Origin of the sequence: Empedobacter sp. UBA1574 (assembly GCF_002322895.1) — a bacterium.
Lineage (GTDB): Bacteria > Bacteroidota > Bacteroidia > Flavobacteriales > Weeksellaceae > Empedobacter > Empedobacter falsenii_B.
Genome location: NZ_DCOI01000029.1, coordinates 78,565 through 93,787, shown reverse-complemented (window position 1 = coordinate 93,787; position 15,223 = coordinate 78,565). Strand labels below are relative to the sequence as shown.

Here is a 15,223-nt window from a genome sequence, read left to right as displayed (position 1 = left end):
TACCGAAAATTATTAAGTTTAAAAATATTCAATAATTCCTAAAACCAAATAGACAATTGAAGAAATTATCAGGAAAAATCCTATTATAATTCCACCTATTAATCGATTATAAGCTAAAACTTTAAAACCGTCTTTTAAATGGTCTAATTTATTTTCTCTTTTTACTGCATAATCAATTCCAAATTTAGGTTTCGATTTTTTATTTTTATAATATGGATAATAGAAAGGAGATATAAATATTAACATTCCTAGACCTAATAAAAAACCAACTAAAGCTTTTTCTAAATACTCATTTTCCATTACAAATAACTTTTTATCATTTCCAAAATTGATTCATCATCCAAACCAACGATTTCTTCTAATTCGGTAATCGAAGCGTGTTCGATAAATTCGTCTGGATAACCGTTGATTGTAATATTTCCTTTGTAATGTATTGAATTCAGAAACTCTAAAATTCCACTTCCAAAACCTCCTTTTTTAATCCCATCTTCAAAAGTTAGTATGGTAGAATATTTCAACGAAATAGCTTTTAAACGAGATTCATCTAAAGGTTTGATAAAAGGAAAATCAATCAAAGCAACTTTATCTTGAAGATGATTTTGGATGATAATTTCTTCGATTCGAGAACTAATCAATCCAGTCGAAAGAATTGCTAATTGATTTCCTTCAAAAATAATTTCAGATTTACCGATTTCTATTTTTTCGACTTTAGAATTACTTGTTTGGATATTATTTTTTGGATAACGAATTGCAAAAGGACGAGTTGTAAACTGTGCTGTATACAATAGATTTTTGAAATCTTTTTCGTTTCGAGGCGAAGACACAATCATATTTGGAATTTCGCGTAAATATGCTATATCAAAATAACCATGATGCGTTGCGCCATCTGTACCAACGAATCCTGCACGATCAATACAAAACACAACTGGTAGATTCTGTAACGCTACATCGTGTATCACTTGGTCGTAGGCACGTTGTAAAAATGTCGAATAAATCATACAATACGGAATGGTGTTTTGCGTCGCCAGACCAGCTGCAAACGTTACCGCATGTTGTTCTGTAATTCCGACATCAAAAACTCGTTTTGGGAAATCTTGATGACATTTTACTAAATTGCTTCCTGTTAACATAGCAGGCGTTATGGCTACAATTTGTGAATTATTTTCAAGTAATTGATGCATGGTTTTTCCAAAAACATCTTGATACGATTTTTCTTTTTTCTTCGATTTTATTTCACCCGTTTCTTTATCGAACAAACCAGGAGCATGCCATTTTACTTGATCGATTTCGGCTTGTTCGTAACCTTTTCCTTTTGTTGTTTTGATGTGTAAAACTTTTGGACCTCTGATTGAATCAGCTTTATTGAAAGCATTCAGTAATTCATCAAAGTTGTGCCCATCAATTGTTCCGATGAAATTTAAACCAAAATTGGTAAAGATATTTTCGGATTGATTTTCTAATGATTTAAAATGTTTTTTCAAACCACCAACCGAAGGATCAATTCCGATATCATTATCATTCAAAATCACTAAAACATCCAAATCTGTCGATCCAAGGTGATTCAATGCTTCTAAACTCATTCCAGAAGTAATTGATGCGTCACCAATAATTGCAATATGTTTTCTATTGATTTGATTGATTTTATCTGCTGTTGCCATCCCAACAATTGCTGAAATAGATGTAGAAGAATGTCCCGTTCCAAATGTATCAAACTCACTTTCTGTACGCGTTGGAAAACCAGAAATACCATCTTTCTGACGAAGAGAATCGAAAATTTGTTGACGACCAGTCAAAATTTTATGTGGATAACATTGATGACCTACATCCCAAATCAACAAATCTTTAGGTGTATTGTAGTGATAATGTAATGCAATCGTTAATTCAATCACACCCAAACTAGCACCTAAATGTCCTGGTTTTACACTCAAAGTATCCAAAATAAACTCGCGCATCTCGTGAGCTAAAGCAGTTAATTGAGACGCTTCAAAAGTCCTAAGTTCCTTAGGATGATTGATTTTTGAAAGTAGATTATCCATTATTCTTTTACAAAATTACATTTTTCTGAGGAATTTTCCGTACCTTTGCATGTTACAAAATTTAATGTAACATGTTCCAAATAGGAAAAACCCTTGTATCTGAAGAACTACTAAATGAAGATTTTGTTTGTAATCTTAACAAATGTAAAGGGATTTGTTGTGTAGAAGGTGACGCAGGAGCGCCTTTGAATGATGACGAACTAACTGTATTAGACGATATTTATGAAGATGTAAAACCTTATTTGCGTCCCGAAGGAATTGCGGTGATTGAGCAAGAAGGTAAATACACAATGGATACTGACGGTGATTGGGTAACTCCATTAGTCAATAATCGCGAATGCGCCTATTTAGTTTTCGAAGAAAATGGTTTTTCAAAATGCGGTATTGAAAAAGCATACGAAGACGGAAAGGTCGATTATAAAAAACCAATTTCTTGTCATTTGTATCCAGTTCGTGTTAAGGAATATTCAAATTTCACTTCTGTGAACTATGATGTATGGGATATCTGCTCAGATGCTTGTACCTTAGGAAAAGAATTGAAAGTGAATGTTGCAACATTTGCAAAAGATTCGTTGGTCCGAAAATTTGGACAAGAATGGTACGATGAATTAATGGACATTCAACAAGAATTAAACAACCAAAAAAAGTAAAAAAAAAATTATTATGTCAATAACAAGAGCAAGAAGATCTACTGACGCTATTGAAAGATTATATATCTCTATGCGTCATTTATTTCATAGAGGAGTGTACCGTCCATCTGGTGCACCTGGAAAAATATTAAGAAATTTATTATTCGAAATTAATCCTGAAATCTACGGATCAATGACAGATCCAAACAAAGTAGAATTAAGTGGATTAATGTATGTTTTAGATCGTTTACCAGAAGGAATTGTAGAAACGCCATATGTGTCTTTTACATCTGACGAAGGCTATGATCGTTCTATTTTTACACCAATTATTCCTGCAAAACGTCGTCGTTTTTGTTATAGAATTGATGATGACCAGATGAATATCGAAATTTCTCGCGGTCGTTCTGACATTTATGATGTGTTAACGCACTTAACGTTTTTATATAACGAAGCGGATAAAATCAGAAATAGAGCATTTAGTAACGAAACACTTTCTAAAAGTAGAGCGTGGGAATTTATCGAAAATGTTGCATTTAATGAAGTTGAAATTTCTCGAAAAGAACGCGAAGTTGCTTTGATGCATTTATCGACGATTTTAGGAAGAACATTTGAAGAAACACAAGAAATTCATCATTATTTCAGTAAAGCAGACGACAAAGATTATTTTTTCCGTGTAGTTTATTGGATGGGCTATACTAGCCAACAAGATCGTATCGGAACAAAGAAACGTGAAATTACATTTACGTCAACTTTACGTGAATCGATTGGTCATCATATGATTGGAGAAAAATGGGCGAATGAAATCAAACGTGTATTATTCGAAAATAATCTTCAAGATAAAAACATTCACATTATTTCTGCTAATATGCATAGTGTGTCTAACATGTTGTATGCCTATGATGGATTAAAAAGAAAATACAAAAATGATGGTGTAGAAATTTACGAAGATTTGAGTGCGGCAAACAACAAAATGTTGCGTGATTCGTTAAATGAATACACTCAACAAAATGGTTTAGTTTACATCAAAGATCAATCAGGAACAAATATCGATGTTCAGATTATTGATTTATCTAAAGTAAACATTGCCAATTCTGCGTTTTCTTATGCAAAAGATAAGAACAATGAGGTGATTATTGTAATGGATTATGCCTTTGGTGAGCAAGCATTTGAGGCGATGGATGAGTTGTTGAAACCATACAAAGTAGGAGATGTAAAATTCAAAATGAATGTAAAATCTGTTGCGATTATGGGTAAAGCTGGTATTCTTGAAGGAATAAAAGGTGATATAATGATTGCGACAGCACACGTTTTCGAAGGAACAACAGATAATTATGTTTTTGATAACGAATTAACCGCTGCAGATTTCGAAGGACAAGGTTTAGGTGTTTACGAAGGACCAATGATTTCGGTTTTAGGAACATCATTACAAAATAAAGACGTTTTAGAGTATTTCAAAAATTCGTCTTTCCAAGCGATTGGATTAGAAATGGAAGGTGCGCATTATCAAAAAGCGATTCAGGTTGCGTCAAAAATTAGACATCACATTGATAAAGATGTTAAAGTAATGTATGCTTATTACGCTTCTGATAATCCGTTAGAAACAGGAAGTACATTGGCTTCTGGAGGTTTAGGATTAACAGGTGTAAAACCAACTTATCTAATCACACAAAAGATATTAGAAAAAATTATTAAATAAATTCAATGAAGAATTTTTCCATTTTAGGCTACGGTCATATTGGACGTGTACATCAACAAGCGATAGAAGAAACGGAAAATGCGCAATTAATTTCGGTGATTGATTTCAATTTACCAGAAGATTTACCTTTCAAAGGTTATTCAACACTTGAAAGTTTTCTGAACGAAGATCAAGAAACTGATGTTGTTGTGATTGCTACGCCAAATGGTTTGCACCGCGAACATGCGATTCGTTGTTTAAAAGCGGGAAAAAATGTTTTGATTGAAAAACCAATTGCATTAACTGTAGAAGATATTACTGAAATACTGAAAGTTGCTGACGAAAAGAAACTTAGAGTTTTTACGTCGATGCAGCTTCGTTTTTCTCCAGTTGTGCAATATGTAAAGAATTTGATAGATAATAATTCATTAGGGAAAATTTTCATGGTGAATATTAATTGCTATTGGAATCGTAACAAGAATTATTACAAGTTGCGTGAATGGCACGGAAACCAAGAAATGGATGGAGGTGTTTTATTTACTCAATTTTCGCATTTTGTTGATATCATGAATTTTTGGTTTGATGAGGTAATTTGTACAAATTCAAAAAGTTTCAATTTTACGCATCAAGAAGTGACAGAATTTGATGATTCGGGTTGTGTTGATTTTACTGCCGATGGAGCAATCGGACATATGATTTATACAACGTCAGTTTTCAATAAAAATTTCGAAAGTAATATCACGCTTATTGCTGAAAAAGGAACAATAAAGATTGGAGATCAATATCTTAATCAAATGATTTATTCTGATTTAAAAAATGTGTGTTGTTCAAACAAAATTTCTACTGAACAAAAGAATTTTCATCCTAACGCCATTGCCGAAATTTCTGACGCGTTAATCCGTCATAATGAATCTTTGTTAGATGGAAAATATGCTGTAAATTTAGTCAAGTTTATTTCGGATGCGAATCATTTGGCAACAGAAAATAAGCAAGAACTTAAAATAGAAAACTATGAAATTTCACACTCGTAAATGGGTAAAACCAGAAGATCTTAACCCAAACAAAACACTTTTTGGAGGAAAGCTTTTGGCTTGGATTGATGAAGAAGCGGCGTTGTATAGCATTGTGCAATTAGAAAATTCGCATGTTGTGACCAAATATATGTCGGAAATCAACTTTATGGCTTCGGCTCGTGAAGGTGATATTGTAGAAATTGGAATTGAAGTGGTGAAATTTGGAACAACTTCATTGGTTTTACAATGCGAAGTACGTAACAAAATGACGCATGAAACCATTATTACAGTCGATCGAATTACGATGGTAAATTTAGATGCAGAAGGAAAACCAAAACCACACGGGAAAACACAAATAGAATATGTGGTGGATCGTTTAGCTGGAAAAGGTTAAAAAATTATATCAATAAAAAAGTCGAAACATTGTTTCGACTTTTTTATTTTATTCTGTAATAAACAACGATTTTAATTCGTGTGCATCAGCAGGATTCATTCTGCCAGCCAAAATCAAACTTAATTGTTTACGACGCAAAGCAGCTTCATAACGCTCGATTTCTTGTTCAGATTCTGGAATTAATTCAGGGACTTGAACAGGTTTATTATCATTATCAACGGCTACAAATGTATAAATACCGCTATTTGTTTGGTTATAAACACAATTTTCGTAATCGTAAACATAGACATCAACATACACTTCCATCGATGATTTGAATGCGCGAGTTACTTTAGATTCTAACTTCACTGTACTTCCCATCGGAATCGGAATGTTAAACGCAACGTGATTGACACTTGCTGTTACAACCAAAAAACTTCCACCATGCATTTTCGCAGAAATAGAAGAAATTCTGTCCATAGAAGCCAATAATTCGCCTCCGAACATGTTTCCTAAGTTGTTGGTTTCATTCGGTAAAACCAAGTTTGTCATTACTGCTAACGACTCTTTTGCTGTTTTTGCTTTCGCCATAAACTTTTGTTTGTTGGGTGCAAATTTCAACAAAATATTCGAGTTTTGAAACAGTTATTATCGTTGTGTTAAGTATTTGTAATTGAGTTTTTTATTAAATCAATAAAATTTTATAGTTAAAAAATGTTAATATAGATTATTGTATTATTTCAAGTCTTACATTTGAACAGAATTATGAAAATGTTTATCACATACTTGCTGTCTGCTTTATTTCTGCTATTTTTTGCGGAAACTAAAGTGTTTGCGGGTACTCAACATTTTCAAGGAAATTTAACTTCGCAGACAGTTGTTAACGATAATACACATATTTATCACGCAAGTAAAATTGTTGAAACTAAATTTTCTAAAACTTCAAATTCAAATCAATTTCAAGAATTTAATCCAAGTATCGAAACGATTGATGATGATTTTCAGACATCAAACAAAATCGATTTAGAAACTTGTATCAAACTATTAAGTGTTGTTCTGGTTTTAAACTTTATGATTCAAGGTTTAAGAAAGAAGCACATCTTCTACAATAAAACCATCAAATTTTCGAGTTGTAAGTACATTTTGTTACGTACAATCAGAATTTGATTGATTTCTTAAATTTTTAAAATTACACCAAAAATTAGTGTTCAGTTCATGAATAGCTGAATGTTAACCAATTTTTGTATGTAATATTTTTTGGTAAAACTACTTCTGCCAAGAAATCCATTTCATCAAATTTTACATTTAATAGTTAGAAGAATTATGAAAAGAGTCGCATTATTTGTAGCTCTAAGTACTGTATTGTTGACAACAAGTTGTTCATCAAAAAAACAGGAAAAAGAAGAAGTGAAAGATTATCCAATCACAACGCCAATCAAAATGGATACGATTGTAGATAAGGATTATGTAGCCCAAATTCAATCGGTACGAAACATCGAAATTCGTGCGCAAGAAAAAGGTTATTTGCAAAAAGTTTTTGTGGATGAAGGTCAACATGTACAAGCTGGTCAATTGTTGTTTCGCATTATGCCTTCGATGTATCAAGCCGAATATTTAAAATCGAAAGCTGAGGTAAAAGAGGCACAAATTGAATTACAAAATTCAGCAACTTTGGCTGATAATAATGTCGTTTCTAAGAACGAAAAAGCCATTGCGCAAGCACGATTAGAAAAATCGAAAGCAGAAATGCAATTGGCTCAATTACATTTATCATTTACAGATATTCGTGCACCATTTTCTGGTGTTATTGATAGAATTCCTATGAAATTGGGAAGCTTGATTGACGAAGGAATGTTATTAACAAATTTATCTGATAACTCATCAATGTTTGCTTATTTCAACGTTTCTGAACCTGAATATTTAGATTATCAAACAAATATTCAAGATAGAGCGAATAAACAAGTTTCGTTGATTATGGCGAATAATAAACCTTTACCAGAAAAAGGTTTGGTAGAAACGATAGAAGGAGAATTTAACAACGAAACAGGAAATATTGCGTTTCGTGCACGTTTTGCAAATCCAAATCATCTGTTAAGAAATGGTGAAACAGGGAAAGTAAAAATGACAGTTCCGTTACATGATGCTTTATTAATTCCACAAAAAGCAACCTACGAAATTCAAGATAAAACCTATGTTTTTGTAGTAGATAAAAATGGTGTTGTCAAATCGAGAAATATCACGATTGGTCTAGAAATGCCTGATGTTTATGTGGTAGAAAGCGGACTTTCGGAGAAAGATAATATTTTGTTAGAGGGTGTTCAGAAAGTGAAAGATGATGATAAAATCAAAACGAAATTTATTGCACCAAGAAAAGTTCTTTCATCGTTGAAATTAAAATCAAACTAATCTAAAAAATTCAAAGTTATGTTTGATAAATTTATTCGAAGACCCGTTCTATCGATTGTCATTTCGTTGATTATAGTTTTCTTAGGAATTCTATCATTAGTCAAATTACCCGTAACGCAGTTCCCTTCAATTTCGCCACCAAAGGTGAATATTACAGCGGAATATCCGGGTGCAAATAATGAATTATTAATCAAATCGGTGGTAATTCCATTAGAACGTGCGCTAAATGGTGTTCCAGGAATGAAATATATTACATCTGATGCTGGGAATGACGGTGAAGCGTCTATTCAAGTGATATTTGATTTAGGAACTGATCCCAATATTGCAGCTGTAAATGTGCAAAACCGTGTTTCTTCGGTTGTCAATAAACTTCCGCCTTTAGTAGTTCGCGAAGGAGTGAAAATTACACGCGAAGAATCAAACATGTTGATGTACATTAACTTGTACAGTAACGATCCAAAAGCTGACCAACAATTTTTATATAATTATGCAGATATCAATATTTTATCTGAGTTGAAACGTATTAATGGAGTTGGAGATGCAGATATTTTAGGAAACCGAGAATATGCAATGCGTGTTTGGTTAAAACCAGATAGAATGCAAGCCTATAATATTTCTGCGGATGATGTGATGAAAGCGTTGGATGAACAAAGTATTGAAGCTTCGCCAGGGAAAACAGGGGAAAGTTCTGGAAAACGTTCAGAAGCTTTTGAATATGTATTAAAATATTCAGGTCGATATAACACAAAAGAACAATATGGAAACATCATTTTAAGAGCAAATCCTGATGGAGAAATCTTACGTTTAAAAGATGTTGCTGATATAGAATTCGGAAGTTCGATGTATGATATTTACTCAACATTGAACGGAAAACCTTCTGCCGCAATTGTGATAAAACAATCGTACGGAAGTAATGCGAGTGAAGTGATTAAAAATATCAAAGCATTAATGGCTGATCTTAAAGAGAATAATTTACCAAAAGGAATGGATTACGAGATTTCATATGACGTTTCGAAATTCTTAGATGCTTCAATGGAAAAAGTGGTACATACACTTTTTGAAGCTTTCGTTTTAGTTGGGATTGTTGTGTTTTTATTCTTAGGTGACTGGCGTTCTACATTGATTCCTGCGTTGGCGGTTCCTGTTTCTTTGGTCGGAACTTTTGCGTTAATGAGTTTCTTTGGAATTACATTAAACTTGATTTCATTATTTGCCTTAGTTATGGCGATTGGAGTTGTCGTCGATGATGCGATTGTGGTGATAGAGGCTGTCCACGCCAAGATGGAAGAGAAAAATCTCTCGCCTTTACGAGCGACGGAAGAAGCGATGCGCGAAATTAGTGGAGCAATTATAGCAATCACATTTGTAATGGCAGCTGTTTTTATTCCAGTTGCGTTTATGTCTGGTCCAGTTGGAATTTTTTATCGTCAATTTTCGATTACGATGGCAACATCAATTATTTTATCAGGAATTGTTGCCTTAACGCTTACACCAGCTTTGTGTGCAATGATTTTGAAAAATAATCATAATCAACCAAGAAAGAAAACGATGCTAAATAAATTTTTGTTGAAGTTTAATAATTTGTTCAACAAAGGTTCTTTTAAATACGAAAAAGTTTTAACCAAAACAGTTAACAAACGAACTGTTACATTCGGAATTTTACTTGCATTTTGCGCTGGAGTTTTCTTTTTGAATAATAGTTTGCCTTCTGGATTTATTCCAAACGAAGACCAAGGAATGTTTTATGCAATTATTCAAACACCTCCAGGTTCTACGTTAGAAAGAACGAATGAAGTTTCTCAAAAATTACAAAAAATAGCGGAAGGAATTGATGGCGTTTCATCAGTTTCATCTTTGGCTGGTTATGAGATTTTGACAGAAGGTACAGGAGCAAACTCTGGAACTTGTTTAATTAACTTGAAAAGTTGGGACGAACGTTCTAAGTCTGCGGAAGAAATCATCAAAGAATTAGAAGAAAAAGCTGGAAATATTAATGGTGCGAATATCGAATATTTTCAACCACCATCTGTTCCTGGATATGGAGCTGCAGGAGGTTTCGAGTTGAGATTATTGGATAAAGCGGGTAGTGGAGATTATCATAAAATGGAAGAAGTGAGCCGTGATTTTATAAAAGAATTAACTCGTCGTCCAGAATTGAGCTCTGTATTCACATTTTATAGTGCTTCCTTTCCTCAATATGTCTTGAAAATTGATAATGATATTGCCGAACAAAAAGGAGTTTCGATCGAAAATGCGATGGATAATTTATCAACATTAGTTGGTTCTAATTACGAAACAAGTTTCATCAAATTTGACCGACCTTATAAAGTGATGGTACAAGCTTCGCCAGAATATCGTGCGCTACCGGAAGATTTATTGAAATTGTATGTGAAAAATGATCAAGGTGAAATGGTTCCATATTCAGCTTTCATGAAAATTGAAAAAGTATATGGTTTATCAGAAATTACGCGTCACAATATGTATAATGCAGCAGAAATTAGTGGTACGCCAGCTTCTGGTTATAGTAGTGGACAAGCGATTGCAGCGATTAATGAAGTAGCTAAGAATACTTTGCCTCGTGGTTTTGGAATTGATTGGGCAGGAATATCGAAAGATGAGGTTTCTCGTGGAAATGAAGCAGTGATTATTTTCGCCATTTGTTTAATTTTCGTTTACATGATTTTAGCAGCACAATACGAAAGTTTTATTTTGCCTTTACCAGTTATCATTTCACTACCAACAGGGATTTTCGGAGCATTTTTCTTCTTGAAATTATTAGGATTAGAAAATAATATTTATGCACAAGTTGCAATGGTGATGTTGATTGGACTTCTCGGTAAAAATGCGGTGTTGATTATTGAGTTTGCAGTACAAAAACATAACGAAGGTTTATCAATTGTAAAATCAGCGATTGAAGGTGCGGGTGTTCGTTTCCGTCCAATTTTGATGACATCATTTGCGTTTATTGCAGGTCTTATTCCGTTGGTTATTGCTTCTGGTCCGGGAGCAGTAGGAAATAGAACAATTGGTACTGCTGCTGCAGGCGGAATGTTGTTCGGAACTATTTTCGGGTTGTTTATTGTACCCGGTTTATATGTTGCGTTTGGCGCTTTGGCGGATAAAATGCAATTGGTGAAATATGAAGATGAAAATCCTTTAACAGAAGAAATCACGGAAGATGAATAAAAATAGTTTAAAAAATATAATTGCAATAAGTCTTTTTGGAACAATGATTTGGAGCTGTAAAGCTCCTGCGGTAAGCAAAGAGATTGAAAATCATCAAGCACCAAAAATTCCAGAAGCTTATCAAAATGTGCAAAATGATGATGCACCAAGTTCTGGGTTGGCGCCTTGGAAACAATTTTTTACTGATCCAAATTTGGTCGTTTTGATTGAAGAAGCGTTAAAAAATAACCAAGAATTGATGATTACACTTCAAGAAATTGAGATTTCTAAAAATGAAGTGTTGTACAAAAACGGAAAATTATCGCCAAATGTTTCAGCAAATGCAGGAATTGGAGTTGAGAAAGTTGGTCGTTATACAAGTCAAGGTGCTGGTGATGCTTCGACTGAGATAAAACCCGGGAAAGAAATGCCTGATCCTTTGATGGATTATGCGATTGGATTGAGCGCTGATTGGGAAGTTGATATTTGGAAAAAATTACGTAATTCGAAAGATGCTTCGATTGCGCGATATTTATCAACGGTAGAAGGAAAGAATTTTGTTTTGACAAATTTAATTTCAGAGATCGCATCGTCTTATTATGAATTATTGTCTTTAGATAGTCAATTGGAGTTAATTCATCGAAATATTGAGTTACAGAAAGAATCACTTCGTGTAGTTAAAATTCAAAAGGAAGCAGCGCGTGAAACTGAATTAGCGGTGAAGAAATTTGAAGCAGAATTATTAAAATCAGAAAGCGAAGAGTTTAATATTAAACAAGATATTACGGAAACCGAGAATAGGATTAATGCTTTATTGGGAAGATATCCGCAAAAGATAAAACGTGATGGTTCGTCATTTATGGATTTGATTCCACAAACAGTACATGCAGGAATTCCTTCTGAATTATTATCAAATCGTCCTGATATCAAACAAGCAGAATTAGAGTTAAAAGCTTCTGCTTTAGATGTGAAAGTGGCTCGTGCAGAGTTTTATCCGTCACTTAATATTTCTGCGGCTTTAGGACTAAATGCGTTCAAACCATCTTATTTGGTAAAAATGCCAGAGTCTATTTTATATTCGTTGGCTGGAGAATTAGCTGCGCCTTTAATCAATAAAAGTGCGATAAAAGCGGAGTTTAATACAGCAAATGCTCATCAAATACAAGCGTTGTACGAATATGATAAAACGATTTTAAATGCTTATTTAGAAGTGTCAAATCAAATGTCGAAGATTAATAACTTAGAACAAAGTTATTCGTACAAAGATAAACAGGCGAAAGCACTTGTAGAATCTATTGATATTGCGAATCAGTTGTTCAAAAATAATCGTGCAGATTATCTAGAAGTGTTAACAACTCAACGTGATTTATTGGATGCAAAAATGGAATTAATCGAAACAAAAGAAAAACAATTAAGTACAGTTGTCGCTATATACAAAAGTTTAGGTGGTGGCTGGAAGTAGTTTTCATATTCATTCTAACAAAGAAATAAGCTGCCTTTTGGGCAGCTTATTTCGATTTATATTGTATTAAAAAATGATTTAATTTTCAGTTCTAACCCAAGTTCCAGGAGACTTTTTATTCACATCATTCATATATTTTTGCGCGTCTTCTATGTTATTGAAGCTGCTATATGTAACATAATAATAGCGACCTTTTACATAAGAAACTCCTGCATCTTTGTAACCTTGTTTTTTCAATTCTCGAACCAAACGATCAGCATCTTCTTGACGTTTAAGCGAAGCCGCAATTACTTGATATTTTTTATTGTTAGATTTTGAAGTTGTTTTAGTTGCAACTTCTTTTTTGTCCTCAACTTTCTTTTCAGCTGTTTTAGGAGCTTCAACTTTCGTTAATTTTTTTGTTTCTGTTTTTACAATTTCTTTTGTCGAAGGCTTTTCCTTTACAATTGCCGTAATCTCCTTTTCAGTTTCATTCAGTTTCGTTTCCTTTACAACTGTAATTTCAACTTTTTTAGGCGTTTCAATTGTATCTGTTTTCGTTACCGTTTCGGCAATCTGATATTCAACTAAAGAAGGCTCAGCAATCGTTTGCGGCATATTATACACATCGTATTGCACTGTAGGTTTTTCAGTTTTGGTTGCGTCATCTTTACCAATCATTGGTAAAACCAAACCGCTCCATTGTTCTGTTACGAATTCTTGTACGGGTTGCGGCGTATTAAAATATAGGAAGCCACCAACAATAATGGGAATTAATGAGGCTGCGGCTAAAAATTTTGACATGTGTTTGTTAGAGGTTTTAGTTTTAGACGAATCTAAAATGTAATTGGCTTGTAAATTTGAAAGACCGTAAGCGGCGATGAAATAATTTTGAGCATTTTCTGGTTTGAAGTCAATTTTTCCAGCGTCATTAAATTGTAATGATCCGATATTTTGTAAGGTTAAAACTTTTCCATTTTTCAAATGTTCTTGCCAAAAATAAACTTGTTCATTCAAAAATGTTTGCGCATTTTCAAAAGACATTGGCTCATCTTCTACAATTTTATTCACCAAAACACCATCACTTTTTGTTAAAGTTGTATTGAAAGAAAGCTCTTTTCTTGGTGGAATAAATGTGTTTGTTTGCTCGTCAAACGCCACATTAGCAGTGTTTGAGATAAACGCACCAAAGTTTGGAACGATTACACAATCGTGCTGAAATAATAATTGACTAATATGCTCTTCTAACCTCATACTACGAAATTAACATTTTTTTTAGATTTAGCAAAAAATAAATACTTAAAATTATTCTTAGTTGGTTTAATATTAATAATTTAACAAAATGCAAACCGATTTACCATATATTTTAGCACTTTCTTTCCAGAAAGGAATTGGCGATATCACGGCTCGAAAAATTATTCAATTTTTTGGTTCGGCAGCGGCTGCTTGGAATTGTAAACCAAAAGATTTGATGCAAATTTCGGGAATTGGACAGCAAATAAGCAAAGATTTTGGGAATAAAAAATGGTTAGATTTAGCTTTTAACGAAATAGAATATTGTAAAAATAATCAAATCAATATTTTAACTTTTTATGATGAAGCTTATCCACAATTCTTAAAAGAATGTATTGATGCACCTTTAGTGATTTTTTGCAAAGGAAATTTAGAATTTAATCATCTCAGTAATAAAAAGATTTCGATTGTTGGAACACGAAAAATGACCAATTATGGACGAAATTTTATTACTGAATTAATTGAAGGTTTAGCTGATTTTGATGTTACAATTGTGAGTGGATTGGCGTATGGTTGCGATATTGAAGCACATTCAAATGCGCTTAAAAATAATGTTGTAACATGGTCGGTAATGGGAACAAATTTTGAACGAATTTATCCTGTTGCTCACAAAAAAATTGCGATTGAAATTTTACAAAAAGGAGGTTGGATTACGGAGCAACCAAGTTTTAAAATTGCTTCACCTGAAGCTTTTTTACAACGAAATCGGATTATTGCAGGTTTGTCGGATATTACAATTGTGGTAGAGTCTGCTTTTAAAGGAGGAAGTTTGGTGACTGCAAAATTTGCAAATGAATATAATCGCGAAGTATTTGCTTTACCAGGGAAATCAACCGATGTGTTGAGTATTGGGTGTAATTATTTGATAAAATCTCATCAAGCTTATTTGGTCGAAAATTCGAAAGATATTATTGATTATTTTAACTTCAATTCGAAGAAGAAACCAAAACAAATAGATTTGTTTATTGAGTTTTCTGATGATGAAAATTTAATTGTAAATTATCTCAAAACCAATGGAAAACAACATATTGATAAAATGTCTTTTGACTTAAATTTGAAATCCTACGAATTGATGCCAACTTTATTAGATTTAGAATTGAAGCAAATAATTTCTACTCTTCCAGGTAAATTTTATGATTTATTGTAACAAGCAATACAATTTTTAGCAAGTTATTTTGTTATAAATTACAGT

At 33.0% G+C, this 15,223-nt stretch carries 13 protein-coding genes; 9 read left to right on the top strand and 4 right to left on the bottom strand.

Annotated elements, in window-relative coordinates:
• Positions 1 to 18: 18 nt before the first annotated feature.
• Positions 19 to 300, bottom strand: coding sequence for a hypothetical protein (locus B3578_RS08925; RefSeq protein ID WP_219034042.1), 282 nt, complete (start codon positions 298 to 300; stop codon positions 19 to 21).
• The gene (locus B3578_RS08920; RefSeq protein ID WP_291047966.1) at positions 300 to 2,036 is read right to left on the bottom strand and encodes a 1-deoxy-D-xylulose-5-phosphate synthase; all 1,737 of its coding nucleotides are present in this window, start codon (positions 2,034 to 2,036) and stop codon (positions 300 to 302) included. The genes B3578_RS08925 and B3578_RS08920 overlap by 1 nt, the downstream gene beginning before the upstream one ends.
• Before the next feature lie 71 nt (positions 2,037 to 2,107).
• On the opposite strand from B3578_RS08920, the gene B3578_RS08915 reads away from it, so the two are divergent.
• Genes B3578_RS08915 through B3578_RS08900 form a run of 4 tightly spaced genes read left to right on the top strand, consistent with a single transcriptional unit; the run spans position 2,108 to position 5,747 of the window.
• Positions 2,108 to 2,686: a DUF3109 family protein gene (locus tag B3578_RS08915; protein WP_219034044.1), complete on the top strand. Its 579-nt coding sequence runs from the start codon at positions 2,108 to 2,110 to the stop codon at positions 2,684 to 2,686.
• Positions 2,687 to 2,699: 13 nt separating this feature from the next.
• Positions 2,700 to 4,361 carry a DUF6909 family protein gene (locus tag B3578_RS08910; protein WP_125349979.1) on the top strand — a complete coding sequence of 554 codons (1,662 nt, stop codon included), beginning with the start codon at positions 2,700 to 2,702 and terminating at the stop codon, positions 4,359 to 4,361.
• Between the two features lie 5 nt (positions 4,362 to 4,366).
• Positions 4,367 to 5,371 carry a Gfo/Idh/MocA family protein gene (locus B3578_RS08905; RefSeq protein ID WP_219034045.1) on the top strand — a complete coding sequence of 335 codons (1,005 nt, stop codon included), beginning with the start codon at positions 4,367 to 4,369 and terminating at the stop codon, positions 5,369 to 5,371.
• On the top strand, positions 5,352 to 5,747 hold the full coding sequence (locus B3578_RS08900) for an acyl-CoA thioesterase (protein WP_038336752.1): 396 nt from the start codon (positions 5,352 to 5,354) through the stop codon (positions 5,745 to 5,747). The genes B3578_RS08905 and B3578_RS08900 overlap by 20 nt, the downstream gene beginning before the upstream one ends.
• A 48-nt stretch (positions 5,748 to 5,795) precedes the next feature.
• Here the strand turns inward: B3578_RS08900 and B3578_RS08895 are convergent, their stop codons facing one another.
• Positions 5,796 to 6,317, bottom strand: a complete 522-nt coding sequence (locus tag B3578_RS08895; protein WP_219034046.1) for an acyl-CoA thioesterase — start codon at positions 6,315 to 6,317, stop codon at positions 5,796 to 5,798.
• A gap of 180 nt (positions 6,318 to 6,497) precedes the next feature.
• On the opposite strand from B3578_RS08895, the gene B3578_RS08890 reads away from it, so the two are divergent.
• The 4 genes from B3578_RS08890 (at position 6,498) to B3578_RS08875 (ending at position 12,759) form a co-directional block, all read left to right on the top strand.
• Entirely contained in the window at positions 6,498 to 6,893 is a 396-nt protein-coding gene (locus B3578_RS08890) for a hypothetical protein (protein WP_125349977.1), read from the top strand.
• Positions 6,894 to 7,049: 156 nt separating this feature from the next.
• Positions 7,050 to 8,132, top strand: coding sequence for an efflux RND transporter periplasmic adaptor subunit (locus tag B3578_RS08885; RefSeq protein WP_219034048.1), 1,083 nt, complete (start codon positions 7,050 to 7,052; stop codon positions 8,130 to 8,132).
• A gap of 18 nt (positions 8,133 to 8,150) precedes the next feature.
• Positions 8,151 to 11,318 (top strand): efflux RND transporter permease subunit, encoded by a 3,168-nt coding sequence (locus B3578_RS08880; protein ID WP_286495287.1) that lies wholly within the window; start codon positions 8,151 to 8,153, stop codon positions 11,316 to 11,318.
• Positions 11,311 to 12,759: a TolC family protein gene (locus tag B3578_RS08875; protein ID WP_291047957.1), complete on the top strand. Its 1,449-nt coding sequence runs from the start codon at positions 11,311 to 11,313 to the stop codon at positions 12,757 to 12,759. Before B3578_RS08880 ends, B3578_RS08875 begins: the two co-directional genes overlap by 8 nt.
• Positions 12,760 to 12,837: 78 nt before the next feature.
• Here the strand turns inward: B3578_RS08875 and B3578_RS08870 are convergent, their stop codons facing one another.
• Positions 12,838 to 13,992, bottom strand: coding sequence for an SPOR domain-containing protein (locus B3578_RS08870; protein ID WP_291047954.1), 1,155 nt, complete (start codon positions 13,990 to 13,992; stop codon positions 12,838 to 12,840).
• Positions 13,993 to 14,080: 88 nt separating this feature from the next.
• On the opposite strand from B3578_RS08870, the gene dprA reads away from it, so the two are divergent.
• Positions 14,081 to 15,178 carry a DNA-processing protein DprA gene (gene dprA, locus B3578_RS08865; RefSeq protein ID WP_219034050.1) on the top strand — a complete coding sequence of 366 codons (1,098 nt, stop codon included), beginning with the start codon at positions 14,081 to 14,083 and terminating at the stop codon, positions 15,176 to 15,178.
• Positions 15,179 to 15,223: the final 45 nt, after the last annotated feature.